Source organism: Citrobacter sp. Awk 4, from assembly GCF_028069725.1.
GTDB lineage: Bacteria > Pseudomonadota > Gammaproteobacteria > Enterobacterales > Enterobacteriaceae > Citrobacter_D.
On the sequence record NZ_JANEWG010000035.1, the window covers coordinates 1 to 25,269 of the forward strand.

Below are 25,269 nucleotides of genomic sequence, written 5' to 3' on the forward strand. Positions count from 1 at the left end.
CAATAATATGCTGATTAAAATCACCAGAAAAACCGCTCAACTTATTTATCACCTTTGTGATAACATCTTCTAGATACCCCAGACCTAACACGCTATCATCTATAGCATTTTTAATTTGTTGGCGCAAAAAAATCCGGGATGGATCTTTTGCCAAAACATCAGCACACTGAGCAGCATTCTCAAAGAGAAAATTTAAATTATTACATCTAACGATAATTTGCTCAGGCACAATCTTTAAATCAACAGATATATCAGAAATCCAGTTTTTTATTGATTTACTTGCATTACCAAAAACTCTCAAAAAATCATCCCACTTAACATTTGAGATATTAAGTTCAGTGGGCCTATAGCTCAAAAAATTAATCGCATATTTATTAACAGCAAGATAAGAATCAACATATGACAGAGACTGACTATCGCTATTACTTAGACAAAACCTATCTGCTATAATTTCATCTCGTTGGCACGAGCGCACAAAGTCATCCATAAAAACAACATTTTTATGTGACATAAACACCTCCATTTGATTACAGTCCTGTTTAACTATAGTTAAATATAAACATGAAAGCGTGATTAACATCGCAAATAAAAATATCTAAATAAGTAATAGAACAACATGAATCATTCATTAAAATTATCTTGTAATTTCTTATTTTGATACTTGATCAGATTTTATTAATACAAAATCCCTACCATTGCTTAAGTTCTTTTTTCGCTCCATTATTAACCAATTGGATAATCAGTTGCTGCAACTGCTGTATCTGCGCCCCCTGCTGCGTAATCGTCTGCTGGGTCAGTTCCATCTGCTGCATGATCTGCCCGGTCTGTGCCATGGTTAACCCGTCAGAATACTTCTGCCCATCGGCTGAAGCCTGAGACTTGTTCGCGCTGACCTGCTTGTTCGCGGTGTCCGCGTCTTTATTCTGGATCTCGGCTATCTGCTGCTTGAACTGAAGCGCCTGAACAAACTCATTCAGTTTCGCCTGCTGCTGAGCGGCCCTTTTCTCATCATCCGTCATGTACTGCGGATCCTGCGTGCCCAGTGCACGGCTGACGCGGTCGATAAATTCATCCTTGTTCGGGATTTCCACCAGTTCCAGCACCAGATCGATAACGGCTGATTCAACGGGGAGCAGGTCACAATTACCCGCGAATAAATCAGTATATCCAGGAGGCGTGATGCTGGCATTACCGACGGGTGTCGAAATCCACAGACAAAGTGTACGAATATGGTTTCTCTATAAGGGAAAACGATGTAGGGAAGTGCTCAAAAGCTGGAATATCACCCCTTCGAATATAAAAAAAGCGGGTAACATGCGCGCTCGAATCGTTAGCGATATCCAGCTAGGGACTTTCGATTACCTGACTTACTTCCCAGAGTCGAAAACAGCCAAATCGTTTCAGAACGACAAAGAGCATAGGCACATTCAGTGAGTTAGCAAACCTTTGGCTCAACGGCCATAAGATCACCCTTTCACCAAATGCTATTCGTAGTTACGAGATATCAATCCGGACGCTGGAAAAACTTATCGGTACCTCTACCCCATTAAGTGAAATTAACAATAGTGATATTCTGATCTGGAGAAAAGAATTGCTGTGCGGGGAGACTCATTACCAGCCAGGCCGACGCAGAAATAAGCAGGGTCGCTCCGTAAGGACAGTAGAGTACTACCTGGCAATTCTTCGGCAGATTCTTGATTTCGGGTATCTGAATAAGTTCATGTCAAACCGACCTTATGAGGGCATAAAACGACTCCAGAAAAACCGGGTTAAGCCGGATCCTTTTCTTCAGAGGGAATTCGAAATCTTTCTCAATACAGCACCTTCAAAGCAAAAGCATATGTGGCAGATAGCGTTTTATACTGGCGTTCGACCCGGGGAACTCTGCGCACTTGCATGGGAAGATATCGATCTGGAAAAAGGTGAAATCCGGATCAACCGTAACCTGACCCAGCAAGGGATATTTGGTCCGCCAAAAACCAAAGCAGGCAACAGGACAATCAAGCTACTGGCTCCTGCCATCGATTCATTGAAAGCACAAAAAACACTGACCGGCCATTTCGAAAAGGTAGCCATCGAGATCCAGATGCGCGAGTATGGAAAAACAGAAAGCCAGGAACTGCACTTCGTATTCATGCCACGGCAGGAGAAAGGTGAACAGGCCAGACACTACTCTGTAAACTCAATAAGTTCACTCTGGAACGTAACCATACGACGTTCGGGTATTCGCCGCCGTCGTCCATACCAGACCCGGCATACCTATGCATGCTGGATGCTCTCTGCTGGCGCCAATCCTGCGTTTATCGCGAGTCAAATGGGCCATGAGAATGCAGAAATGGTTTATACAGTGTACTCTGCCTGGATAAGCGCGCTTGACGGTGATCAGATTGCATTTCTGAACCAGCGTATCAGTGGATACCGTACTGCCCCCCACATGCCCCCAGAGGTGAAAGCGCATTAGCTAACATATTGAACTTCCGGTAAATTATCATGAAAAAGCTGTTTGTTCAGTTTTATCTTCTGCTGTTTGTCTGCTTTCTGGTCATGACCTTGCTGGTTGGTTTGGTTTATAAATTCACTGCCGAGCGTGCGGGCAAACAGTCGCTCGACGATTTGATGAAAAGTTCGCTATACCTTATGCGCAGCGAATTGCGCGAGATCCCCCCCAGCGAATGGGGAAAAACCCTGAAAGAGATGGATCTCAATCTCTCGTTCGACCTACGCGTCGAACCGCTGAATAAATACACACTGGATAGCGTCACGACGCAGCGACTGCGGGAAGGCGACATCGTTGCGCTTGATGATCAATACACGTTTATTCAGCGTATTCCTCGCAGCCACTACGTACTGGCCGTGGGACCGGTGCCGTATCTCTATTTTCTGCATCAAATGCGTTTGCTGGATGTGGCATTGATGGCCTTTATCGCTATCTCCCTCGCCTTTCCTGTCTTTATCTGGATGCGTCCGCACTGGCAGGAAATGTTGAGACTTGAATCCGCAGCGCAACGCTTCGGCGAGGGACATCTCACCGAGCGCCTCCATTTTGACAATGGCTCCAGTTTTGAGCGCCTGGGGATCGCCTTTAACCAAATGGCGGACAACATCAACGCCCTTATTGCCAGCAAGAAACAGCTTATCGATGGCATTGCCCACGAGCTACGCACCCCGCTCGTTCGTTTACGCTATCGCCTGGCAATGAGCGACAACCTGAGCGAACAAGAGTCGCTGGCGCTGAATCGGGATATTGGGCAACTGGAAGCGTTGATTGAGGAATTGCTGACCTACGCTCGCCTCGACCGGCCGCAAAATGAATTAAAACTCACGGTCCCCGACCTCCCCGTCTGGCTGACTACCCATCTTGCCGATGTGCAAAGCGTCAATCCCGGACGTGAAGTGCACCTGAGCAACCTGGTGTCAGGAGATTACGGCGCGCTGGATATGCGATTGATGGAGCGCGTCCTGGATAACCTGCTCAACAATGCCTTGCGCTATTGCCATGCCTCCATACATGTCAGCCTGCTGTTAGCGGGCAACCACGCCACACTACTCGTTGAGGATGATGGTCCAGGTATCGCCCCAGATGCGCGTGAACGCATTTTTGAACCGTTTGTACGCCTGGATCCCAGCAGGGATCGCGCTACCGGCGGCTGCGGCCTCGGATTAGCGATTGTTCACTCAATCGCATTGGCGATGGGGGGAACGGTAAGCTGTCGCGAAAGCACGTTGGGCGGCGCACAGTTCAGTTTCAGTTGGCCAGTCTGGCATAACATCGCTGATCTTCCCCCTGCCAGACCCTAACCGCACGGTGGTCAGGCGGGGAATGATATGGTATACAATAAGTATGTTGTAACTAAAATGGTGAGCATATGGCCCGTTATGATCTCGTTGACCGCCTGAATGGTACCTTTCGCCAGATAGAGCAAGAACTGGCTGCCCTGACGGAAAATCTTGAGCAACATACCTTGCTGATTGCGCGGGTTTTTTCTCTGCCTGAAGTGACAAAAGAGGCCGAACATTCGCCACTGGAAACCATCGATGTTAAACAGCATCTGGGCAAGGAAGCCGAAGCGCTTGCGCTGCGCCATTACCGTCACCTGTTTATTCAGCAACAGTCTGAAAATCGCAGCAGTAAAGCCGCGGTACGTCTGCCGGGGGTGCTCTGTTATCAGGTTAATCATGCCACGCAGGCAATGTTCGAAAACCGGATACAACGTATCAACCAGCTAAAAACCACGTTTGAGCATCTTGTGACGGTCGAGTCCGCCCTTGCGCCAAACGCGCGTTTTGAGTGGGTACACCGGCATTTGCCTGGACTTATTACGCTGAATGCTTACCGCACACTGACGGTTATTCGGGATCCAGCTACCTTGCGATTTGGCTGGGCAAACAAACATATTATCAAGAACTTGCGCCGTGATGATGTGCTGGCGCAGCTGGAGAAGAGTCTGAATTCGCCGCGTAGCGTTTACCCGTGGACCCGCGAAGAGTGGCAGACCAAACTGGAGCGCGAATATCAGGACATCGCCGCCCTCGGGCAACACGCCAGACTGAAGATTAAGCGACCGGTGAAAGTACAGCCTATCGCCAGAGTCTGGTACAAAGGGCAACAGAAACAGGTTCAGCATGCCTGTCCGACACCGCTAATCGCGTTGATTAATACTGATAACGGCGCTGGCGTACCGGATATTGGTGAATTGTTAAACTACGATGCTGAAAATATTCAGCACCGTTTTAAACCTCAGGCACAGCCGTTACGATTGGTAATCCCACGGCTGCACCTGTATGTGGCGGATTAACGGCCCGGTTTCATACTGCCGACCATCAATTCCGGGCGAACCCAGCTGTCGAACTCGGCTTCCGTGAGATAGCCTAATGCCAGGGCTGACGCTTTCAAGGTCAGCCCTTCTTTATGCGCTTTTTTGGCGATTTCTGCGGCTTTGTCATACCCGATATGCGTGTTGAGCGCCGTCACCAGCATCAGCGACTCATTGAGCAACTGGTTAATGCGCTCGCGATTCGGCTCAATCCCCACAGCACAATGCGCGTTAAAACTCTCCATACCGTCCGCCAGCAACCGAACAGATTGCAGGAAGTTATGAATAACCATGGGACGATAGACGTTAAGCTCAAAATTCCCTGCTGCCCCGCCCATATTCACCGCCACATCATTGCCCATCACCTGGCAACATAGCATGGTCAGCGCCTCGCACTGGGTCGGGTTCACTTTACCGGGCATTATCGAACTTCCCGGTTCATTTTCCGGGATCGCTATTTCGCCAATCCCACAGCGTGGACCTGACGCCAGCCAGCGTACATCGTTGGCAATTTTCATCAACGACGCCGCCAGCCCCTTTAACGCACCGTGCGCATGGACCAGCGCATCACAGGTCGCCAGCGCTTCAAATTTGTTTGGCGCTGTGACAAACGGCGCGCCGGTACTTACCGCCAGTTCATCCGCCACGCGGCGGGCATACTCAGGATGGGTATTCAGCCCGGTGCCAACGGCTGTACCGCCCAGCGCCAGTTCCGCGACGTGCGGCAGGCTGTTCTCGATATGTTTGAGATTGTGTTCCAGCATCGCCACCCAACCCGAAATCTCCTGACCGAGCGTTAGCGGCGTCGCATCCTGCAGATGTGTACGACCGATTTTGACGATATCCGCAAAGGCGTGGGATTTTTCAGTCAGCGTTTTGGTCAACACCTTCAACTGCGGGATCAGCTGATTGCGCAACGCCAGCAGCGCAGCGACATGCATCGCCGTTGGGAAGACGTCATTCGAACTCTGACTCTTATTGACGTCATCATTCGGATGCACTTTGCGTTCCATGCCGCGAACGCCGCCCAACAGTTCGCTGGCGCGGTTTGCCAGCACCTCGTTCATGTTCATATTGCTCTGGGTTCCCGACCCGGTCTGCCAGATAGCCAGCGGGAACTCATCAGCATGTTTGTCAGACAGCACTTCATCTGCTGCCTGCCGGATAGCAGAGGCTTTCTCCGCCGATAGCAAACCTAAATCTTCGTTGACCTTTGCCGCTGCGCGCTTGGTCAGCGCCAGCGCGTGGATCAGCGAGACGGGCATTTTCTCCGTAGAAATACGAAAATGCTCCAGCGAACGCTGGGTTTGCGCGCCCCATAGCTTATTTGCCGGGACATCAATCGCCCCCATCGAATCTTTCTCGCGGCGTACCGTTACCATGACCTGCTCCTTATACAATTATTTGATTAGGTTATGTTTCGACATGGCCCACTTGCTTGCGGTCTTAATAAGTATCAACGAAATCAGCACCGCCATTTGGTGGTTTGTGCGGTAAAAAAAACCGCCCCGAAGGGCGGCTGACGTTACTTAACGCAGCGTGCGCACTGCGACGTCTGAATCTGTTGGAAGAAATCGTTGCCTTTATCATCGACAAGGATAAAGGCCGGGAAATCTTCTACTTCAATTTTCCAGATAGCTTCCATCCCCAGTTCAGGATATTCCACGCACTCCAGACTCTTGATACTGCCCTGAGCCAGTACTGCCGCCGGACCACCAATACTGCCAAGATAGAAGCCACCGTGCTTATGACACGCGTCGGTGACCTGTTGGCTGCGGTTGCCTTTCGCCAGCATGATCATACTGCCACCAGCCGACTGGAGCTGATCCACATACGAATCCATACGTCCTGCCGTGGTTGGGCCAAGCGAACCCGAGGCATATCCTTCTGGCGTTTTCGCCGGACCGGCGTAATAGATCGGATGGTCTTTCACGTACTGCGGCAAACCTTCACCGTTATCCAGACGCTCTTTCAACTTCGCGTGAGCAATATCGCGCCCTACAATAATGGTGCCGTTCAACGACAAACGCGTCGACACCGGATACTGAGACAGTTGCTCAAGGATCGCTTTCATCGGGCGGTTAAGGTCGATCCGAACCGCTTCCCCTTCGCCTGCCTGACGTAACGCTTCCGGGATATATTTCCCCGGATTGTGCTCGAGTTTCTCTATCCAAATACCTTTGCGGTTGATCTTCGCTTTGATGTTGCGATCCGCAGAACAGGAGACACCCATCCCCACCGGACATGACGCGCCGTGGCGTGGCAGACGAATCACACGGATATCGTGGGCGAAATATTTCCCGCCAAACTGCGCGCCCAGTCCAAGATTTTGCGCTTCAATCAACAGCTCTTTTTCCAGTTCGACATCACGAAACGCCTGGCCGTGCTCGTTACCTTCGGTTGGCAGTTCGTCATAATATTTTGCCGAAGCCAGTTTGACGGTCTTCAGCGTCGCTTCCGCCGAAGTGCCGCCGATCACAAAAGCAATATGGTACGGTGGGCAAGCCGCCGTCCCCAGCGTACGCATCTTATCGACCAGATAATTTTTCAATTTCCCGGGTGATAACAGCGCTTTGGTTTCCTGATACAGATAGGTTTTGTTCGCTGACCCGCCGCCTTTTGCGATACACAGGAATTTATATTCGTCGCCATCGACGCTGTAGAGATCAATCTGCGCAGGCAGGTTGGTGCCGGTATTGACCTCTTTGTACATATCCAGCGCGGCGTTTTGCGAATAGCGCAGGTTATCTTCGATGTAGGTGTTATAAACACCGCGAGCAAGCGCGGCTTCATCGCCGCCGCCCGTCCAGACACGCTGGCCTTTTTTACCGACGATAATCGCTGTGCCGGTATCCTGGCAGGTTGGCAAAATACCTTTCGCAGCGATGTCGGAGTTACGCAAGAATTGCAGTGCGACATACTTATCGTTTTCGCTGGCATCCGGGTCACGGAGAATATCAGCCACCTGTTGCTGGTGCGCGGGACGCAACATAAACGAAGCATCATGGATGGCCTGTCTGGCGACGAGGGTTAAGGCTTGTGGATCAACCTTGAGCACTTCCTGCCCGGCAAACTCAGCAACGGAAACATGCTCACTGGTCAGTAGATAATATTCGGTGTCATCCTTTTGGAGGGGAAAAGGATCCTGATAATGGAAGGGTTTGTTTGACATTGTACTCTCACTTACAGCTCGGTCTGTTTATACTCTGGGCAGATTTTCCAAAGCCCTGCTAAAAAACAATTCACCTATCCTACACATTTTTTTAACAAAAACTGAGACAAGGACGACTTTTTACGCGCGGAGGTTACTTCCACTGGGTTTCTTGCTTTAATACACGCAGTAATTTCCACATTGAAACAAGGCTTGATAATGCAAAAACTCATCAACTCAGTGCAAAACTATGCCTGGGGAAGTAAAACTGCGTTAACAGAACTCTATGGGCTCGCCAATCCGGCGCAGCAGCCGATGGCTGAGCTCTGGATGGGCGCGCACCCGAAAAGCAGCTCTAAAGTTCAGGATGCTAACGGCCAGACCGTCTCATTGCGCGACGTAATCGACCACAACAAATCTGCGCTGCTTGGCGATGCGGTCGCCGAACGCTTTGGTGAGTTGCCGTTCCTGTTTAAAGTGCTGTGCGCCGCGCAACCGCTCTCCATTCAGGTACATCCAAACAAACACAATTCTGAAGTCGGTTTTGCAAAAGAGAATGCAGCGGGTATCCCGATGGATGCCGCAGAGCGCAACTATAAAGATCCGAACCACAAACCCGAGCTGGTTTTCGCCCTGACGCCATTCCTGGCGATGAATGCGTTTCGTGAGTTTTCCGAGATTGTTTCTTTGCTACAGCCGGTTTCCGGCGCGCACCCCGCCATTGCGCACTTCCTGCAAGATCCTAACGCGGAACGTCTGAGTCAGCTCTTTGCCAGCCTGCTCAATATGCAGGGTGAAGAGAAATCCCGCGCGCTGGCGGTGTTAAAAGCCGCACTGAACAGCCAACAAGGCGAACCGTGGCAAACGATCCGCGTGATCTCTGAGTTTTACCCGGATGACAGCGGCCTCTTCTCACCGCTGCTGCTGAATGTGGTCAAACTGAACCCAGGCGATGCCATGTTCCTGTTTGCCGAAACCCCGCATGCGTACCTGCAGGGCGTGGCGTTAGAAGTCATGGCGAACTCCGACAACGTGCTGCGTGCCGGATTAACGCCCAAATACATTGATATCCCGGAGCTTGTCGCCAACGTGCAGTTTGTGGCAAAGCCCGCGTCTCAACTGCTGACCACCCCGGTTAAAAACGGTGCGGAACTGGACTTCCCTATTCCGGTGGATGATTTTGCGTTTTCCCTGCATGACCTGTCGGCGCAGGAAACAGCAATCGCCCAACCAAGCGCGGCCATTCTGTTCTGCGTTGAAGGTGAAGCGGTTCTGAGCAAAGGCGAAGAGCGACTGGTCCTTAAGCCGGGAGAATCGGCATTTATTGGCGCCCAGGAGTCTCCGGTTTCTGCCAGCGGCGTGGGCCGTTTAGCCCGGGTTTATAACAAGCTTTAGCAACATACTGAATTTTTTAACAACTCTTGCTAAGCTAGTAAGTGGCTTATAACTTATCCAGGCGGATTCTCCCGCCTGGTTTCATTTTATGGATAATCAATATGAAAAAATCGCTGGTAGCTGCGGGAGTCATCGTTGCACTTGGCATCGTCTGGACGGGTGGCGCCTGGTACACAGGGAAGAAACTGGAAACGCATCTTTCTGAGATGATTTCTGAGGCCAATACCCAACTTAAACTGAATTCACCGGAAGCGAACATAGAACTCAGTTATCAGAACTACCAGCGTGGCGTATTCAGCAGCCAGTTGCAGTTGGTGGTAAAACCCATCGCGGGCAAAGAGAGTCCATGGATGAAACCAGACCAAAGTCTGGTGGTGAATGAAGCGGTGGATCATGGCCCCTTCCCGTTCGCCCAGGTAAAGTCTCTGAATCTTGTCCCTTCAATGGCCTCCGTAAAAACCACCCTGGTGAACAATGCGTTTAGTAAGCCGTTGTTTGATTTCGCCAAAGGTGAGTCGCCGTTCGAAATTAACTCCCGTATCGCCTACAGCGGCGACACGCGCTCCAATATCGCTATCAAGCCGTTGAACTACGAAAATGAAGGCGAGAAAGTCGCATTCAGCGGGGGTGAATTCCAGCTTGATGCGGACAAAGAAGGGAGCATCATTTCTCTGACGGGTGAAGCGCAAAGCGGGCTGGTTGATGCCGTCAATGAATATAACCAGAAAGTACAAATCACCTTTAATAACCTGAAAACAGACGGTGCCAGCAGCGTCGCCAGTTTTGGCGGACGCATTGGCAACCAACAGCTGTCATTAGAAAAACTGGCAATCTCAATAGAAGGCAAAGAGATGTCGGTGCTGGAAGGGATGAACATCAGCGGAAAATCCGAACTGACACCCGATGGTAAAACCATCAACAGCCAGCTGGACTACGCCCTTAAGAGTCTTAAAGTTCAGGGGCAGGATTTGGGCAGCGGTCAGTTGACCTTGAAAGCGGGCCAGATTAATGCAGAAGCCTGGCGCCAGTTTAGTCAGCAGTATAACGCGCAAACACAAGAGCTGTTGGCGCAGCCAGACGTGGCGCAAGATCCTGACCTTTATCAGGAAAAAGTGACTGAAGCGTTTTTCACCGCCCTGCCGTTGCTGTTGAAAGGCGAACCGGTGATCACCGTCGCGCCATTGAGCTGGAAAAACGCCAAAGGTGAAACCGCGCTTAATCTGTCTCTTTTCCTGAGAGATCCGACAACCTCAACCGTTGCGCCGCAAAACCTGGCGCAGGAACTGGACCGCTCTGTCAAATCCCTCGAGGGTAAGCTGACAATCCCGGTGGATATGGCCGTTGAATTCATGACGCAGGTCGCGAAGCTGGAAGGCTATCAGCAGGAAGATGCGGCCAGTATGGCGAATCAACAGGTAAAAGGTCTCGCCGCGATGGGGCAAATGTTCCGTATCACGACGATGAAGGATAATACCATTGCCACCAGCCTGCAGTACGCGAGTGGTCAGGTCACACTTAACGGGCAAAAAATGCCGTTAGATGAGTTTATAGGGATGTTCGGTGTACCGGCGCTCTCTGTTCCGGACGCGCCTGCAGTACCTCAGCCGTAATGTTCTAAATGCGGTGTGCCCGATGAGATAATGCTCATCGGGCGATTCCCTTAGCGACGAATTCAGCCGTTGCGCCAGAACGCTTACTTCTGCGTGATAAGTCGGGCCGAAATGGTTTGACTACGTGAATAGCTCTCCTCGTGACCGATCTTCTGCAGGATACGTTCTGCCAGGGTATATCCTATCTCGCGGGCGGGTGTGCAGGCCCAGACAATGGGCAAATCATCCAGGGCATGTTCTGCTACATCGGCAAACGCCGCCAGTGATATTTGCTGATCAAAATAGCGATCCACTCCGCTTTCGCCACTTTGACGACCTGCCCGCATCAAGCCAAACCACGCGCCCATCGCGATAGTTTCGTTGTAGCAGACCACCGCGCTGATGGTCGGGTTGTGTCGCAGTAATGCGGTGATCGCTTCGGCTGCCTGCTTCTGGCTGGAAGCACATTCCAGCACCCAGTCGCTATGGAACGGCAAACCGAATTTTAAGAGGGTTGCGCAATAGCCGCCAACGCGCTCTGCCCGGGTCAGCGATGAACTTTGCCCCCCGAGCCATGCAATGCGTTGATGTCCGTGGCGAATGAGATGCTCGGTCAGCAACTGCGCCGCCTGCATGTTATCCGGGCGGACCGTATCCACTTCATCAAGGTAACTGGCGCGTGAAGCGAACACCACCGGGATCCCTTTTTCCTCTGCGCGTTGTCGCAAGGTATCGCTGCTACCCGCCGCACCGGCAATCACCACGCCATCGACGCCCTGATTGAGTAACATAGAAAAACGTTGCGTTAGCTGTTCGCCGTCCTGGCCGCCGTGGAGGAGAAAAACCATCCGCCCCTGCGACTCCAGCGCTTCCGTCAGCCCGGCGGTCAGTTCGGCATAAAAAGAGGCCGACAGATCACGCACAATCAGCCCAATGACCCCGCTCTGCCCGCCGCGCAGCGCCGAAGCCTGACGGTTGCGAACAAACCCGAGCTGCTCAATCGCCGCATTCACACGTTCGCCAGTGGCTGACGAAATACGGCCTTTGCCGCTCAGAACCAATGACACGGTACTGACAGAAACGCCTGCAGCCAACGCAACATCATGGATAGTAATTTTTTTGGCTATGGCCATGAAAACAAAAAACTCCCTCGAAAACCTGACCTGCCTAAGTCTTCACCAGACAGAGATAAAACGTTTTATCAATTACTTATATTTATACGCTTTATCATCGTTCGATAATGTGATTTATGCCGCACTAAAATTAGGTAAAACGTTTTATCTTCTCGTCCCATTAACCTAAAACAGAGCTTTCTTTTCACAAGGAATCGTTAGATGACGACGAGAACAACGCCAAAAATAACCTTATGGGAGTTTTTTCAGCAACTGGGGAAAACGTTTATGTTGCCCGTGGCCCTGCTCTCTTTCTGCGGGATCATGCTGGGCATCGGCAGCTCTCTGAGCAGCCATGATGTTGTCACCCTGATCCCGGCGTTGGGGAATCCTGTGCTACAAGCCCTGTTTACCTGGATGAGTAAAGTCGGTTCGTTTGCATTCAGTTTCCTGCCGGTGATGTTCTGTATCGCCATCCCGCTCGGACTGGCGCGTGAAAACAAAGGCGTTGCCGCCTTTGCGGGTTTCGTGGGCTATGCCGTGATGAACCTTGCGGTGAACTTCTGGTTAACCGCAAAAGGGATCCTTCCGACCACCGACGCCGCAATACTGAAAGCCAACAACGTGCAGAATATTCTGGGGATCCAGTCGATCGACACCGGGATCCTCGGTGCGGTTATCGCCGGTATTATCGTCTGGATGCTGCATGAACGTTTTCATAACATCCGTCTGCCGGATGCGCTGGCCTTCTTTGGCGGCACCCGTTTTGTCCCGATTATCTCCTCCGTGGTGATGGGACTTGTCGGTCTGGTTATCCCGCTGGTGTGGCCGGTTTTCGCGATGGGTATCAGCGGACTGGGACACATCATTAACAGTGCCGGAGATTTCGGGCCGATGATTTTTGGTACCGGTGAACGTCTGCTGTTACCGTTTGGTCTGCACCATATTCTGGTGGCGTTGATTCGCTTCACCGAAGCGGGAGGCACGCAGGACGTTTGCGGTCATAGCGTCAGTGGCGCATTGACCATTTTCCAGGCACAGCTAAGCTGTCCGACCACTCACGGTTTTTCTGAAAGCGCCACCCGCTTCCTGTCTCAGGGTAAAATGCCGGCTTTCCTCGGCGGTCTGCCAGGTGCGGCATTGGCCATGTATCACTGCGCCCGCCCGGAAAATCGCCACAAAATTAAAGGGCTGTTGATTTCAGGTCTGATCGCCTGCGTCGTTGGCGGCACGACAGAACCGCTGGAATTCCTGTTCCTGTTTGTCGCGCCTGTTTTGTATGTTATTCACGCTCTGCTGACTGGTCTGGGCTTCACCGTCATGGCGATTCTGGGCGTCACTATCGGTAACACTGACGGCAACATCATTGACTTTGTGGTGTTCGGTATTCTGCATGGTCTCTCAACAAAGTGGTATCTGGTGCCAGTGGTAGCCGCTATCTGGTTTGCGGTTTACTACGTGATTTTCCGCTTCGCCATTACCCGCTTTAATCTGAAAACACCGGGTCGCGATACTGAAATTGCCAGCAGTATTGAGAAAGTCGTCGCAGGCTCGCCTGGAAAATCCGGCTATAACGTCCCGGCGATCCTCGCCGCACTGGGGGGTAGCGACAATATCGTCAGTCTGGATAACTGTATTACACGCTTACGTTTGTCGGTTAAGGACATGTCGCTGGTGAATGTACAAGCGCTGAAAGACAATCGTGCCATCGGTGTGGTCCAACTGAACCAGCACAATTTGCAGGTGGTCATTGGCCCGCAGGTACAGTCTGTTAAAGACGAAATGGCCAGTCTGATGAATACCGTTCAGGCATAAGGATAGCGATATGTTCGATTTTTCAAAGGTCGTCGACAGACACGGAACCTGGTGTACGCAGTGGGATTATGTCGCTGACCGTTTTGGTTGCGCCGATCTGCTGCCGTTTACCATCTCTGATATGGATTTCGCCACTGCCCCCTGTATTCTCGAGGCGCTGAATCAGCGCCTGACCCACGGTGTTCTCGGGTACAGTCGTTGGAAAAATGAGGAGTTTCTGGGCGCCATCAGTCACTGGTTTTTGACCCGCCATGATACCCCGATAGCCCCCCAATCGGTGGTGTACGGTCCCTCCGTTATCTATATGGTGTCTGAATTGATCCGTCAGTGGTCCAATGTGGGCGAAGGCGTGGTCATGCATACCCCTGCTTATGATGCCTTTTATAAAGCCATTGAGGGAAACCAGCGCACCGTTCTGCCTGTAGCACTGGAAAAACGGAGTAACGACTGGTACTGCGATATGGCGAAGCTCGAGGCAGCTCTCGCTCGTCCTGAAAGCAAGATCCTGCTGTTGTGCAGTCCCCATAATCCCACCGGCAAAGTCTGGACCCGTGATGAACTGGAGACGATGGCAGCGCTGTGTCATCGTCACGGTGTGCGGGTTATTTCTGATGAGATTCATATGGATATGGTTTGGGGAGAGCAACCTCATATCCCCTGGAGCAACGTGGCGCGCGGTCACTGGGCGCTGCTGACCTCCGGGTCCAAGAGTTTCAATATCCCGGCATTAACTGGGGCGTATGGGCTTATCGAAGATGAAAACAGTCGGGAACGCTATCTGAGCGCTCTGAAAGGCCGTGATGGTTTGTCTTCACCGGCAGTACTGGCACTCACCGCGCACATTGCCGCCTACCAGGACGGCGCGGAGTGGCTGGATGCGCTACGCGACTATCTCAGAGAAAATCTGAGCTATATCGCGCAGTCGCTGAATACGGCATTTCCAGAACTGAACTGGCAGGCGCCGCAATCCACCTATCTGGCCTGGATCGATCTTCGTCCGTTAAACATTGATGATAAGGCATTACAAGATGCACTGATTCATCAGGAAAAAGTCGCCATCATGCCCGGCTACACCTATGGTCAGGAAGGCAACGGCTTCGTGCGACTGAATGCCGGTTGCCCGCGCGCCAAACTTGAAAAAGGCGTTGCCGGTTTAATCAACGCTATTCGGGCTGTGCGCTAACTCTGGTTGCGCAATGAAATTAATCATTGCGCAACATAGATTTTACCCCCCGTTTGTTTTTATAATAGCGCGCACTTTTATATTCAAAAAATGAGTGCGACCATGATTGATACTTCCCTTCCGTTAACTGATGTTCATCGCCACCTTGATGGCAACATTCGTGCCCAAACTATTCTTGATCTTGGCCGCCAGTTTAATGTGTCCCTCCCCGCTCAAACACTTGAAACCCTGATCCCGCATGTGCAGGTAACCTCGACAGAACCTGATCTAGTCAGCTTTCTGTCGAAACTGGACTGGGGCGTGAAAGTGTTAGCCTCGCTGGACGCCTGTCGTCGCGTGGCTTACGAGAACGTGGAAGATGCCGCACGTAACGGTTTGCATTATGTTGAGCTGCGTTTTTCGCCTGGCTACATGGCAATGAACCATCAACTCCCGGTAGCGGGCGTGGTCGAAGCGATCATCGCTGGGGTGCAAGAAGGCAGCCGGGCGTTCGGCGTTGAAGTGCGTCTGATCGGCATTATGAGCCGCACATTCGGTGAAGCGGCATGTTTACAAGAGCTTGAGGCATTGCTGGCCCATCGCGATCGGATCACTGCCCTCGATCTGGCAGGAGACGAACTCGGATTCCCGGGGAGCTTGTTCCTGACGCACTTTAATCGCGCACGTGACGCTGGCTGGCATATTACCGTCCACGCAGGCGAAGCCGCTGGCCCGGAGAGTATCTGGCAGGCTATCCGTGAACTGGGCGCTGAGCGTATTGGGCATGGCGTAAAAGCCGTTGAAGATCGCGCGTTAATGGATTTTCTGGCTGAGCAGCGTATCGGTATTGAATCTTGTCTGACCTCCAATATTCAGACCAGCACCGTCGCATCGCTCGCCGTACACCCACTGAAAACGTTCCTTGAGCATGGCGTGATGGCAAGCCTGAATACCGATGATCCCGCCGTGCAAGGGGTGGATATTATTCACGAATACACCGTCGCAGCGCCTGCGGCAGGTCTGACGCGCGAACAGATCCGCCAGGCACAAATCAACGGTCTGGAAATGGCCTTCCTGAGTGAAGCGGAAAAACGCGCCCTGCGCGAAAAAGTAGCTGCGGCGTAAGCGTATCGTTGCCGGATAAGCCGCACTTATCCGGCATTGCCGAAAAGAGAGAGAATCAGATCAGAGACAGCGTTGCGCGGTGTTTTGCTGACTCAATGCCCAGTTCAATCAGCTCCATAATTTGAATAGCCTGACTTGCCGGAACCGGATTTTCTCCATGACCGTTCAGCGCATCGCGAATACCGGCATAATAAGCCGGATAGTTACCCGGAACAGTCAGCCAGGTCTCTTCCACACGTTCTTCACCCTCAACACGCGTTAATACACCGTCACGCATATCGTAGCCCCAGTCCTCCTGTGGCAGACGTTCGCCATTTTTCAGGCGCTCTTCTTGCGGATCAAGCCCATATTTCACGTAGCTTCCACGCGAACCGTGCACGATGTAGCGTGCTGATTCCGCCGCCGCCAGCATCGTGCCATGCAGAACGACGCGACGCTGCGGATAGGCCAGAACGGCGTGGAAGTAATCAGTAGACTGAGCTCCCGGACGCAGTTGCGCGAGATCAACCGTCATACTGACAGGTAAACCGAACAGATTAATGGCCTGATCGAGCAAATGCGGTGCCAGATCATACCAAATACCGCTACCCGGGCCGCCCTGTTCCCGCCAGCGATCGCGCACCTGCGGCCGAAAGCGGTCAAAGTGAGATTCAAAATAAGCCACCTCGCCCAGCACGCCATCGGCCAGCAGGGCCTTCAGCGTCAGGAAGTCACTGTCCCAGCGTCGATTGTGGAAAACGGAAAGCACCCGCCCCAGGCTGCGGGCTAACGACTCCAGCTCACGCGCTTGTGACAGTGTCACAGTAAATGGCTTATCCACCACAACATGTTTTCCCGCTTCCAGCGCCGCTTTTGCCAGCGGGAAATGCGTGTCGTTCGGCGTAGGGATCACAATAAGGTCGATATTCGGATCGTTGAAAAGATGCTTAGGCTCAGAGACAACCACCGCCGAAGGCCAGTCAGCCTTCACTTTTGTTTCATCACTACTGGAAACCGCCACCAGCTCCAGCCCAGGCGTCCCCACGATCAAGGGGGCATGGAAAGTTTTGCTGGCATAACCGTAACCAATTAACCCAACACGGATGTTGTCACTCATGTCATTGCCTCTCATTACAGAACATTCACATTTCACACTATCCCATAACCGCTCACAAGAGTTTAATGGCCTTACAGCGACAAAGGCCATAAGTTAACTTAAGTCAAACAAACGCCACTTTACCTAAACTTGTTTCGAAAAAGTCAGTGAAACCGTTCCCGATGAACTTGCTGTCTTAATTGTTGATGGGTAACATTTGCATCCTGTGTTTATGGATAAATCAAAGCAAATGTCGTCAGTGATGAATCGTCTTATTGAATTAACAGGCTGGATTGTTCTTGTGGTCTCCGTCATTCTTTTGGGTGTGGCCAGTCATATCGACAATTACCAACCTCCAGAACCTACCGCCACCGTTGGGAAAAAATAAACGTCGCAGGGTTCAGACGTCGTACATAGTATGAAGCGAGGATGTTTACCGTTTGGTCATCCTGTTAATCTGCTGCAAATCTATCAAAAATGGATAAATGTACCGCGTCCAGACCCGCCGCTTATTGCCTGTTTTAATGAAGCGCGTTACCCTTCCGGCAGGTGCTTAATTGCGCCTGCCTGTTTATACGTAAGAATTATCTTATTTTGAAAATCACGTGTCGCTTAACCTTCCCTGCGCCTGGTTGTGTATTTTCATATTTACTACTCCGTTGGTGTTATTTTTTTAATATGGATCCCTATTTATGACTGTCCAGGATTATCTATTAAAATTCCGCAAAATCAGTTCACTCGAAAGTCTGGAAAAATTGTTCGATCATCTTAACTACACGCTTACCGACGATCGGGAGATTATCAATATGTACCGTGCCGCTGACCATCGCCGTGCAGAATTGATCTCCGGTGGACGCCTGTTTGATGTCGGTCAGGTACCTAAATCCGTCTGGCATTACGTGCAATAACGAAGAGAGTAGCGATCGCCGTTAAAAGATTTATAATAATCGCCCCAAAATATTTGGCATGCCTGTACGCACCAGCAAATCTGGAGAAGATATGACCACAATACCGGCACAACGAATCGGAGGCTGGTTGCTTGGCCCGTTAGCCTGGCTGTTAGTGGCGCTATTGAGCGCATCGCTGGCGCTATTGCTATACGTCACCGCGCTAGCGACTCCGCAAACGTTAAAAGCGCTGAGTGAACAAGAAACAGGCAACTTAGTGCTCTGGGGCATTTCATTTTTGACTGCGATTGCGATGTGGTATTACACGCTTTGGCTGACAATTGCGTTCTTCAAGCGCAGGCAATGTGTGCCTAAGCACTATATTCTTTGGCTGCTGGTATCGGTATTACTGGCCATCAAAGCGTTTGCATTTTCGCCAGTGCCTGATGCTTTTGCCGTTCGCCAGTTGTTGTTTCCATTACTGGCGGCTGCCCTGATGGCGCCTTATTTCAAGCGTTCAGCACGCGTAAAAGCCACGTTTGTGAACCCGTAATAACCTTACAGTTAACCTGTTGTCGCCTGCTGTAGATTGACAGATAATAGGCGGCTTTTTTATTTCAGGCCGAAAAATGACTGATTACCTGCTGCTCTTTGTCGGAACTGTACTGGTCAACAACTTTGTACTGGTTAAGTTTCTGGGCCTTTGTCCATTTATGGGTGTTTCCAAAAAACTGGAAACCGCGATGGGTATGGGGCTTGCCACCACTTTTGTGATGACACTTGCGTCTATTTGCGCCTGGTTGATCGACACCTGGATTCTTATCCCGCTCGATCTCATCTATCTGCGCACGCTGGCTTTTATTCTGGTCATTGCCGTGGTCGTGCAATTTACCGAGATGGTAGTACGTAAAACCAGTCCGGCACTGTATCGTTTGTTGGGGATCTTCCTGCCGCTTATCACCACCAACTGCGCGGTGTTAGGCGTGGCGTTGCTCAACATTAACCTCGGTCATAATTTTCTACAGTCGGCGCTGTACGGTTTTTCCGCTGCCGTCGGCTTCTCTCTGGTGATGGTGCTATTCGCCGCGATTCGTGAACGTCTCGCCGTGGCAGACGTTCCCGCCCCCTTCCGTGGCAACGCGATAGCGCTGATTACCGCAGGTTTAATGTCATTAGCCTTTATGGGCTTTAGTGGTTTGGTGAAGTTGTAATGAACGCTATCTGGATTGCCGTTGCCGCCGTGAGCCTTCTGGGTTTGGCGTTTGGCGCCATTCTGGGTTATGCCTCCCGCCGTTTCGCGGTTGAAGATGATCCGGTTGTTGAGAAAATTGACGAAATTCTGCCGCAAAGCCAGTGTGGGCAATGTGGTTATCCTGGCTGCCGCCCCTATGCAGAGGCGATTGGCGCTGAGGGTGAGAAAATAAACCGTTGCGCGCCTGGCGGCGAAGCCGTCATGCTCAAAATTGCGGAATTACTGAATGTGGATCCGCAACCCATTGACGGTGATGAACAGGACCTCACCCCGGTCCGCATGCTGGCGGTCATTGATGAAAATAACTGCATCGGCTGCACAAAATGCATTCAGGCCTGCCCGGTAGACGCGATTGTGGGTGCCACCCGAGCTATGCACACGGTCATGAGCGATCTGTGTACCGGCTGCAATCTCTGTGTCGACCCTTGCCCGACCCAGTGCATCGAATTACGTCCGGTAGCGGAAACGCCTGACAGTTGGAAGTGGGATTTGAACACCATTCCCGTTCGTATTATTCCCGTGGAACAACATGCTTAAGTTATTCTCTGCCTTCAGAAAAAATAAAATCTGGGATTTTGACGGCGGCATTCATCCGCCGGAAATGAAAACCCAGTCAAACGGTACGCCCTTGCGCCAGGTTCCGCTGGCGCCGCGTTTCGTTATGCCTTTAAAACAGCACATTGGCGCCGAAGGTGAACTGTGCGTCAGCGTGGGCGATCGCGTGTTGCGCGGACAACCATTGACCCGCGGACGCGGAAGAATGCTTCCGGTTCATGCGCCAACCTCCGGCACCGTTGTGGCCATTGCCCCCCATTCCACCGCGCATCCTTCCGCCCTGGCAGAACTCAGCGTCATTATCGATGCGGATGGCGAAGATCGCTGGATTGAACGCGAGGGCTGGGCGGATTACCGTTCTCATAGCCGTGAAGAGCTGATCACACGTATTCACCAGTACGGCGTGGCGGGACTCGGCGGCGCGGGATTTCCTACCGGCGTTAAGTTACAAGGCGGCGGCGACAAGATCGAAACGCTGATCATCAATGCGGCGGAATGCGAACCCTATATTACGGCTGATGATCGTCTGATGCAGGATTGCGCCGCCCAGGTGGTGGAAGGTATCCGCATCCTCGCGCATATTCTGCAACCGCGAGAGATTTTGATCGGCATTGAAGATAATAAACCGCAGGCCATTTCTATGTTGCGGGCGGTGCTGGCCGACGCGCACGACATTTCGCTGCGTGTCATCCCGACGAAATACCCTTCCGGCGGCGCGAAACAGCTCACACAGATTTTGACCGGGAAGCAGGTTCCACACGGTGGCCGCTCCTCCGATATCGGCGTGTTGATGCAAAACGTCGGCACCGCATATGCCATCAAACGTGCGGTGATTGATGGTGAACCGATCACCGAGCGCGTCGTGACGTTGACTGGCGAGGCGGTGAGTCGCCCTGGCAACGTCTGGGCGCGACTGGGTACCCCGGTTCGCCACCTCCTCGACGATGCTGGTTTTTGCCCTTCCGCCGATCAGATGGTGATTATGGGGGGGCCGCTCATGGGCTTCACCCTGCCGTGGCTGGATGTTCCGGTCGTGAAGATCACCAACTGTCTCCTCGCGCCTACGGCGACTGAACTGGGAGAACCGCAGGAAGAAAAAGGTTGTATTCGCTGTAGCGCCTGTGCCGATGCGTGTCCGGCCGATTTACTGCCTCAGCAGTTGTATTGGTTTAGCAAAGGCCAGCAGCACGACAAAGCAACGGCGCACAATCTGGCGGACTGCATTGAATGCGGCGCCTGCGCTTGGGTATGTCCAAGCAATATCCCATTGGTCCAGTACTTCCGACAGGAAAAAGCAGAAATATACGCCATCAGTCAGGAAGAAAAACGTGCCGCTGAAGCGAAAGCGCGTTTCGAAGCCCGACAGGCTCGACTTGAGCGTGAGAAAGCCGCACGTCTTGAGCGACATAAAAGCGCCGCTGTACAGCCTGCCGCAAAAGATCATGATGCGATTGCTGCTGCGCTGGCTCGCGTCAAAGAAAAGCAAGCCCAGGCAATGCAACCGGTGGTGATTCAGGCAGGGGCAAAACCTGACAATAGTGCCGTGATCGCGGCGCGCGAAGCGCGTAAAGCGCAGGCCAGGGCAAAACAGGCTGAAAACGGCAACATTGAAGAGAGCCGTACTGATGCCGATCCGCGCAAAGCGGCCATCGAAGCGGCCATTGCCCGCGCCAAAGCACGTAAGCAGGAACAGCAGCCAGCCAGTGAGACAGCCGAGCCCGTAGATCCGCGCAAAGCGGCCATCGACGCGGCGATTGCCCGCGCCAAAGCGCGTAAACAGGAACAACAGACCACCAGTGAGCCAGCCGAGCCCGTAGATCCGCGCAAAGCGGCCATCGAAGCGGCGATTGCCCGCGCCAAAGCGCGTAAACAGGAACAGCAGCCAGCCGGTGAGCCTGCCGAGCCCGTAGATCCGCGCAAAGCCGCCGTCGAAGCGGCGATTGCCCGCGCCAAAGCGCGTAAACAGGAACAGCAGACCATCAGTGAGCCTGCCGAGCCCGTAGATCCGCGCAAAGCGGCCATCGCCGCAGCGATTGCCCGCGCTCAGGCAAAAAAAGCCGCACAGCAGCAGGTTGTTAACGAGGAATAAATGGTATTCAGAATCGCAAGCTCCCCTTATACCCATAACCAACGCCAGACATCGCGAATCATGTTGCTGGTACTTATCGCCGCGTTGCCGGGGATTGCCGCCCAGCTGTGGTTTTTTGGTTGGGGTACGTTATTCCAGATAATCCTGGCCTCAGCCAGCGCGCTGATTGCCGAAGCCACCGTGCTCCGGTTACGCAAACAACCCGTCGTCTCGATATTAAAAGACAACTCCGCTCTGCTGACGGGCTTACTGTTGGCAGTGAGTATTCCACCGCTCGCGCCCTGGTGGATGATTGTGTTGGGGACCGTGTTTGCGGTTATTATCGCCAAACAGCTTTACGGCGGTCTTGGGCAAAACCCGTTTAACCCCGCCATGATTGGCTATGTGGTCCTGCTGATCTCGTTTCCGGTACAGATGACCAGTTGGTTGCCTCCGCACGAAATCGCTGCGTCTGCCCCAGGTGTATCTGATGCGCTACAGGTGATCTTTACCGGACATACCGCCACCGGCGGTGATATGAACACACTGCGTATGGGCATTGACGGCATCAGCCAGGCGACCCCGCTCGATACTTTTAAAACATCGATACATGCGGGTCACTCTGTTGAGCAGGTCATGCAATACCCCATTTACAGCGGGATGCTGGCAGGTGCGGGCTGGCAATGGGTGAACCTGGCCTGGCTGGCTGGCGGCATATGGCTGCTGTGGACCAGAGCTATCAAATGGCACATTCCCGTGAGCTTCTTGCTGACGCTTGCCCTTTGCGCTTCGTTAGGCTGGCTTTTTTCACCTCAGTCACTGGCATCGCCGCAGTTACATCTGCTTTCTGGCGCAACCATGCTGGGCGCGTTCTTTATATTGACCGATCCGGTGACAGCCTCAACGACGAATCGTGGTCGGTTGATATTTGGCGCGCTGGCGGGCTTGTTAGTTTGGCTTATCCGCAGCTTTGGCGGTTATCCCGACGGTGTGGCCTTTGCCGTTTTGCTGGCGAATATCACCGTTCCCCTGATCGACTATTACACCCGGCCTCGCGTGTACGGTCATCGAAAAGGATAAACCATGCTGAAAACAATTCGTAAACACGGCATCACGCTGGCGCTGTTTGCGGCGGGGTCGACAGGACTGACCGCCGCCATCAATATGATGACAAAAACAACGATTGATGAGCAGGCCGCGTTGCAGCAAAAAGTGTTGTTTGATCAGGTTATTCCGGCGGATCGCTACAATAATAACCTGCTGAATAGCTGTTTTGTCGTTAACAGCCCGGCATTAGGGAAAGGTGCACATCGTGTTTATATAGCCCGTATGGACGATACGCCAGTTGCGGCGATCCTGGAGGCTACGGCACCTGATGGCTACTCTGGCGCAATTCAGCTGTTAGTGGGTGCCGATTTCAACGGTACGGTCCTCGGCACGCGGGTGACAGAGCACCATGAAACGCCAGGCCTGGGCGACAAAATAGAATTGCGCCTCTCCGACTGGATAACCCACTTTGCGGGCAAGAGCATCGGCGGAGAACATGACGCGCACTGGGCGGTAAAAAAAGATGGCGGCGACTTTGACCAGTTCACTGGCGCGACCATTACGCCGCGAGCGGTTGTTAATGCAGTGAAACGCGCAGGTCTGTATGCGCAAACACTTCCTGCGCAACTCCCCCAACTCACCGCCTGTGGAGAATAAACCATGAGCGAAATTAAAGACGTCATTGTTCAGGGGCTCTGGAAAAATAACTCCGCCCTCGTGCAGTTACTCGGTATGTGCCCCCTGCTGGCAGTTACCTCAACCGCCACCAACGCGCTGGGTTTAGGTCTTGCCACGACGCTTGTACTGACACTCACCAACCTGACGATTTCGGCACTACGTCGCTGGACGCCAGCGGAGATCCGCATCCCTATCTACGTGATGATCATTGCTTCCGTAGTTAGCGCAGTACAAATGCTCATCAATGCTTATGCGTTTGGCTTGTACCAGTCGCTGGGGATTTTTATCCCTCTGATTGTCACGAACTGCATTGTGGTAGGACGCGCGGAGGCGTTTGCCGCCAGAAAAGGCCCGGCGCTCTCGGCGCTTGACGGTTTTTCTATCGGAATGGGGGCGACCTGCGCGATGTTCGTGCTCGGCTCGCTACGCGAGATCCTCGGTAACGGGACGTTGTTTGACGGTGCGGATAGTCTGCTCGGCAGTTGGGCAAAAGTGTTGCGGGTAGAAATTTTCCATACCGATTCACCGTTCCTGTTGGCAATGTTGCCTCCGGGAGCCTTTATCGGCCTGGGACTCATGCTGGCTGTGAAATACCTTATCGATGAGAAGATGAAAAAACGTCGTGCTGAAGCCGTTGCGACAGATGCCCCGGCAGGCGAAACAGGGAATGTCTCATGAACAAAACAAAACGGCTGGAAATTCTGACGCGTCTTCGCGACAACAATCCGCACCCCACCACAGAGCTAAATTTTACGTCGCCGTTTGAGCTACTGATCGCCGTTTTGCTCTCCGCGCAGGCCACGGACGTTAGCGTGAACAAAGCGACCGCTAAGCTCTATCCCGTCGCTAATACCCCTGCGGCGATGCTGGCGCTCGGCGTAGAAGGCGTTAAGTCCTATATCAAGACAATTGGCCTGTTCAACAGCAAAGCCGAGAATGTCATCAAAACCTGTCGGATTTTGCTGGAGCAACATAACGGTGAAGTGCCTGAAGACCGCGCCGCGCTGGAAGCGTTGCCAGGGGTAGGACGTAAAACCGCCAATGTGGTACTCAATACCGCCTTTGGCTGGCCGACTATCGCCGTCGATACGCATATTTTTCGCGTCTGCAATCGGACCCAATTTGCACCGGGCAAGAATGTTGAGCAGGTTGAAGAAAAGCTGCTCAAAGTGGTTCCGGCGGAATTTAAAGTCGATTGCCACCACTGGTTGATCCTTCACGGACGCTATACCTGCATCGCCCGCAAACCCCGTTGCGGTTCCTGCATTATTGAAGATCTCTGTGAATTTAAAGAGAAAGTCGATATTTAAGCTCAGCGGAGGAAGCCCTTCCTCCGTACATTCATAACGTTTTGTTACACCCTTAAGACACTGCGATTCACCGACAATGATACCGGGTCAACGCGCCTTTCTAATGGAATATTCTGGTCATTAAACACCCCACCAGGTTAATCGTTTTTTTAATAGCGGAAATTTCTATTTATACGTGATCCAGATCACTTTGATAACTCAATGTGAATTTTTTTGACGCTTTCCGTTAAAACC

General features: G+C 52.2%; 23 protein-coding genes and 1 pseudogene. 18 read left to right on the top strand and 6 right to left on the bottom strand.

Annotation, left to right across the window (positions count from 1 at the left end):
- A partial coding sequence (locus NNO04_RS15165) for a hypothetical protein (RefSeq protein WP_271445386.1) occupies window positions 1-511 on the bottom strand: 511 nt, incomplete at its 3' end.
- A 178-nt stretch (window positions 512-689) separates the two neighbouring features.
- The gene (locus tag NNO04_RS15170) at window positions 690-1,103 is read right to left on the bottom strand and encodes a hypothetical protein (protein ID WP_271445387.1); all 414 of its coding nucleotides are present in this window, start codon (window positions 1,101-1,103) and stop codon (window positions 690-692) included.
- A 76-nt stretch (window positions 1,104-1,179) separates the two neighbouring features.
- Here NNO04_RS15170 and NNO04_RS22780 point away from each other — a divergent pair.
- The 3 genes and pseudogenes from NNO04_RS22780 to tus all read left to right on the top strand — a co-directional run bounded on the left by NNO04_RS22780 (window position 1,180) and on the right by tus (window position 4,796).
- A pseudogene (locus NNO04_RS22780) lies at window positions 1,180-2,461 on the top strand (Arm DNA-binding domain-containing protein).
- Window positions 2,462-2,490: 29 nt separating this feature from the next.
- Complete coding sequence (rstB, locus tag NNO04_RS15185) at window positions 2,491-3,798, top strand: two-component system sensor histidine kinase RstB (RefSeq protein WP_271445390.1); 1,308 nt, start codon at window positions 2,491-2,493, stop codon at window positions 3,796-3,798.
- A 68-nt stretch (window positions 3,799-3,866) separates the two neighbouring features.
- Window positions 3,867-4,796, top strand: coding sequence for a DNA replication terminus site-binding protein (gene tus, locus NNO04_RS15190; protein ID WP_271445391.1), 930 nt, complete (start codon window positions 3,867-3,869; stop codon window positions 4,794-4,796).
- On the opposite strand, the gene fumC is transcribed toward tus, so the two are convergent.
- Complete coding sequence (fumC, locus tag NNO04_RS15195; protein ID WP_271445392.1) at window positions 4,793-6,196, bottom strand: class II fumarate hydratase; 1,404 nt, start codon at window positions 6,194-6,196, stop codon at window positions 4,793-4,795. The two genes, tus and fumC, sit on opposite strands and share 4 nt — an antisense overlap.
- Before the next feature lie 143 nt (window positions 6,197-6,339).
- Window positions 6,340-7,986, bottom strand: coding sequence for a class I fumarate hydratase (fumB, locus tag NNO04_RS15200; RefSeq protein WP_271445393.1), 1,647 nt, complete (start codon window positions 7,984-7,986; stop codon window positions 6,340-6,342).
- Window positions 7,987-8,184: 198 nt separating this feature from the next.
- Between fumB and manA the strand changes: the two genes are divergently transcribed.
- Window positions 8,185-9,360: a mannose-6-phosphate isomerase gene (gene manA / locus NNO04_RS15205; protein ID WP_271445394.1), complete on the top strand. Its 1,176-nt coding sequence runs from the start codon at window positions 8,185-8,187 to the stop codon at window positions 9,358-9,360.
- Between the two features lie 101 nt (window positions 9,361-9,461).
- Window positions 9,462-10,970, top strand: coding sequence for a YdgA family protein (locus tag NNO04_RS15210; protein ID WP_271445395.1), 1,509 nt, complete (start codon window positions 9,462-9,464; stop codon window positions 10,968-10,970).
- Window positions 10,971-11,053: 83 nt separating this feature from the next.
- On the opposite strand, the gene NNO04_RS15215 is transcribed toward NNO04_RS15210, so the two are convergent.
- Window positions 11,054-12,082 carry a Mal regulon transcriptional regulator MalI gene (locus NNO04_RS15215; protein ID WP_271445396.1) on the bottom strand — a complete coding sequence of 343 codons (1,029 nt, stop codon included), beginning with the start codon at window positions 12,080-12,082 and terminating at the stop codon, window positions 11,054-11,056.
- A 201-nt stretch (window positions 12,083-12,283) separates the two neighbouring features.
- Between NNO04_RS15215 and malX the strand changes: the two genes are divergently transcribed.
- The 3 genes from malX (at window position 12,284) to add (ending at window position 16,163) form a co-directional block, all read left to right on the top strand.
- A complete protein-coding gene (gene malX, locus NNO04_RS15220) occupies window positions 12,284-13,876 on the top strand; it encodes a maltose/glucose-specific PTS transporter subunit IIBC (protein ID WP_271445397.1) in 1,593 nt (530 codons plus the stop codon).
- A gap of 10 nt (window positions 13,877-13,886) precedes the next feature.
- A complete protein-coding gene (locus tag NNO04_RS15225; protein ID WP_271445398.1) occupies window positions 13,887-15,059 on the top strand; it encodes a MalY/PatB family protein in 1,173 nt (390 codons plus the stop codon).
- Between the two features lie 102 nt (window positions 15,060-15,161).
- Window positions 15,162-16,163 (top strand): adenosine deaminase, encoded by a 1,002-nt coding sequence (add, locus tag NNO04_RS15230; protein WP_271445399.1) that lies wholly within the window; start codon window positions 15,162-15,164, stop codon window positions 16,161-16,163.
- A gap of 55 nt (window positions 16,164-16,218) precedes the next feature.
- Here add and NNO04_RS15235 read toward each other — a convergent pair whose 3' ends face one another.
- Window positions 16,219-17,259 (bottom strand): oxidoreductase, encoded by a 1,041-nt coding sequence (locus NNO04_RS15235; protein WP_271445400.1) that lies wholly within the window; start codon window positions 17,257-17,259, stop codon window positions 16,219-16,221.
- A gap of 241 nt (window positions 17,260-17,500) precedes the next feature.
- On the opposite strand from NNO04_RS15235, the gene blr reads away from it, so the two are divergent.
- From blr to nth, 10 genes are all read left to right on the top strand, one after another.
- On the top strand, window positions 17,501-17,626 hold the full coding sequence (gene blr / locus NNO04_RS15240) for a division septum protein Blr (protein WP_271445426.1): 126 nt from the start codon (window positions 17,501-17,503) through the stop codon (window positions 17,624-17,626).
- 304 nt (window positions 17,627-17,930) lie between these two features.
- Window positions 17,931-18,146 (top strand): transcription modulator YdgT, encoded by a 216-nt coding sequence (ydgT, locus tag NNO04_RS15245; RefSeq protein WP_162380406.1) that lies wholly within the window; start codon window positions 17,931-17,933, stop codon window positions 18,144-18,146.
- Window positions 18,147-18,237: 91 nt separating this feature from the next.
- Complete coding sequence (locus NNO04_RS15250; RefSeq protein WP_271445401.1) at window positions 18,238-18,678, top strand: DUF2569 domain-containing protein; 441 nt, start codon at window positions 18,238-18,240, stop codon at window positions 18,676-18,678.
- A gap of 76 nt (window positions 18,679-18,754) precedes the next feature.
- A complete protein-coding gene (gene rsxA, locus NNO04_RS15255; protein WP_005121199.1) occupies window positions 18,755-19,336 on the top strand; it encodes an electron transport complex subunit RsxA in 582 nt (193 codons plus the stop codon).
- Window positions 19,336-19,914, top strand: a complete 579-nt coding sequence (rsxB, locus tag NNO04_RS15260) for an electron transport complex subunit RsxB (RefSeq protein ID WP_271445402.1) — start codon at window positions 19,336-19,338, stop codon at window positions 19,912-19,914. The genes rsxA and rsxB overlap by 1 nt, the downstream gene beginning before the upstream one ends.
- On the top strand, window positions 19,907-22,021 hold the full coding sequence (gene rsxC, locus NNO04_RS15265) for an electron transport complex subunit RsxC (protein ID WP_271445403.1): 2,115 nt from the start codon (window positions 19,907-19,909) through the stop codon (window positions 22,019-22,021). Before rsxB ends, rsxC begins: the two co-directional genes overlap by 8 nt.
- Entirely contained in the window at window positions 22,022-23,080 is a 1,059-nt protein-coding gene (gene rsxD, locus NNO04_RS15270; RefSeq protein ID WP_271445404.1) for an electron transport complex subunit RsxD, read from the top strand.
- A gap of 3 nt (window positions 23,081-23,083) precedes the next feature.
- A complete protein-coding gene (gene rsxG, locus NNO04_RS15275; protein ID WP_271445405.1) occupies window positions 23,084-23,704 on the top strand; it encodes an electron transport complex subunit RsxG in 621 nt (206 codons plus the stop codon).
- Between the two features lie 3 nt (window positions 23,705-23,707).
- A complete protein-coding gene (gene rsxE / locus NNO04_RS15280; RefSeq protein WP_271445406.1) occupies window positions 23,708-24,403 on the top strand; it encodes an electron transport complex subunit RsxE in 696 nt (231 codons plus the stop codon).
- Window positions 24,400-25,035 carry an endonuclease III gene (nth, locus tag NNO04_RS15285; RefSeq protein WP_271445407.1) on the top strand — a complete coding sequence of 212 codons (636 nt, stop codon included), beginning with the start codon at window positions 24,400-24,402 and terminating at the stop codon, window positions 25,033-25,035. Before rsxE ends, nth begins: the two co-directional genes overlap by 4 nt.
- Window positions 25,036-25,269 lie beyond the last annotated feature (234 nt).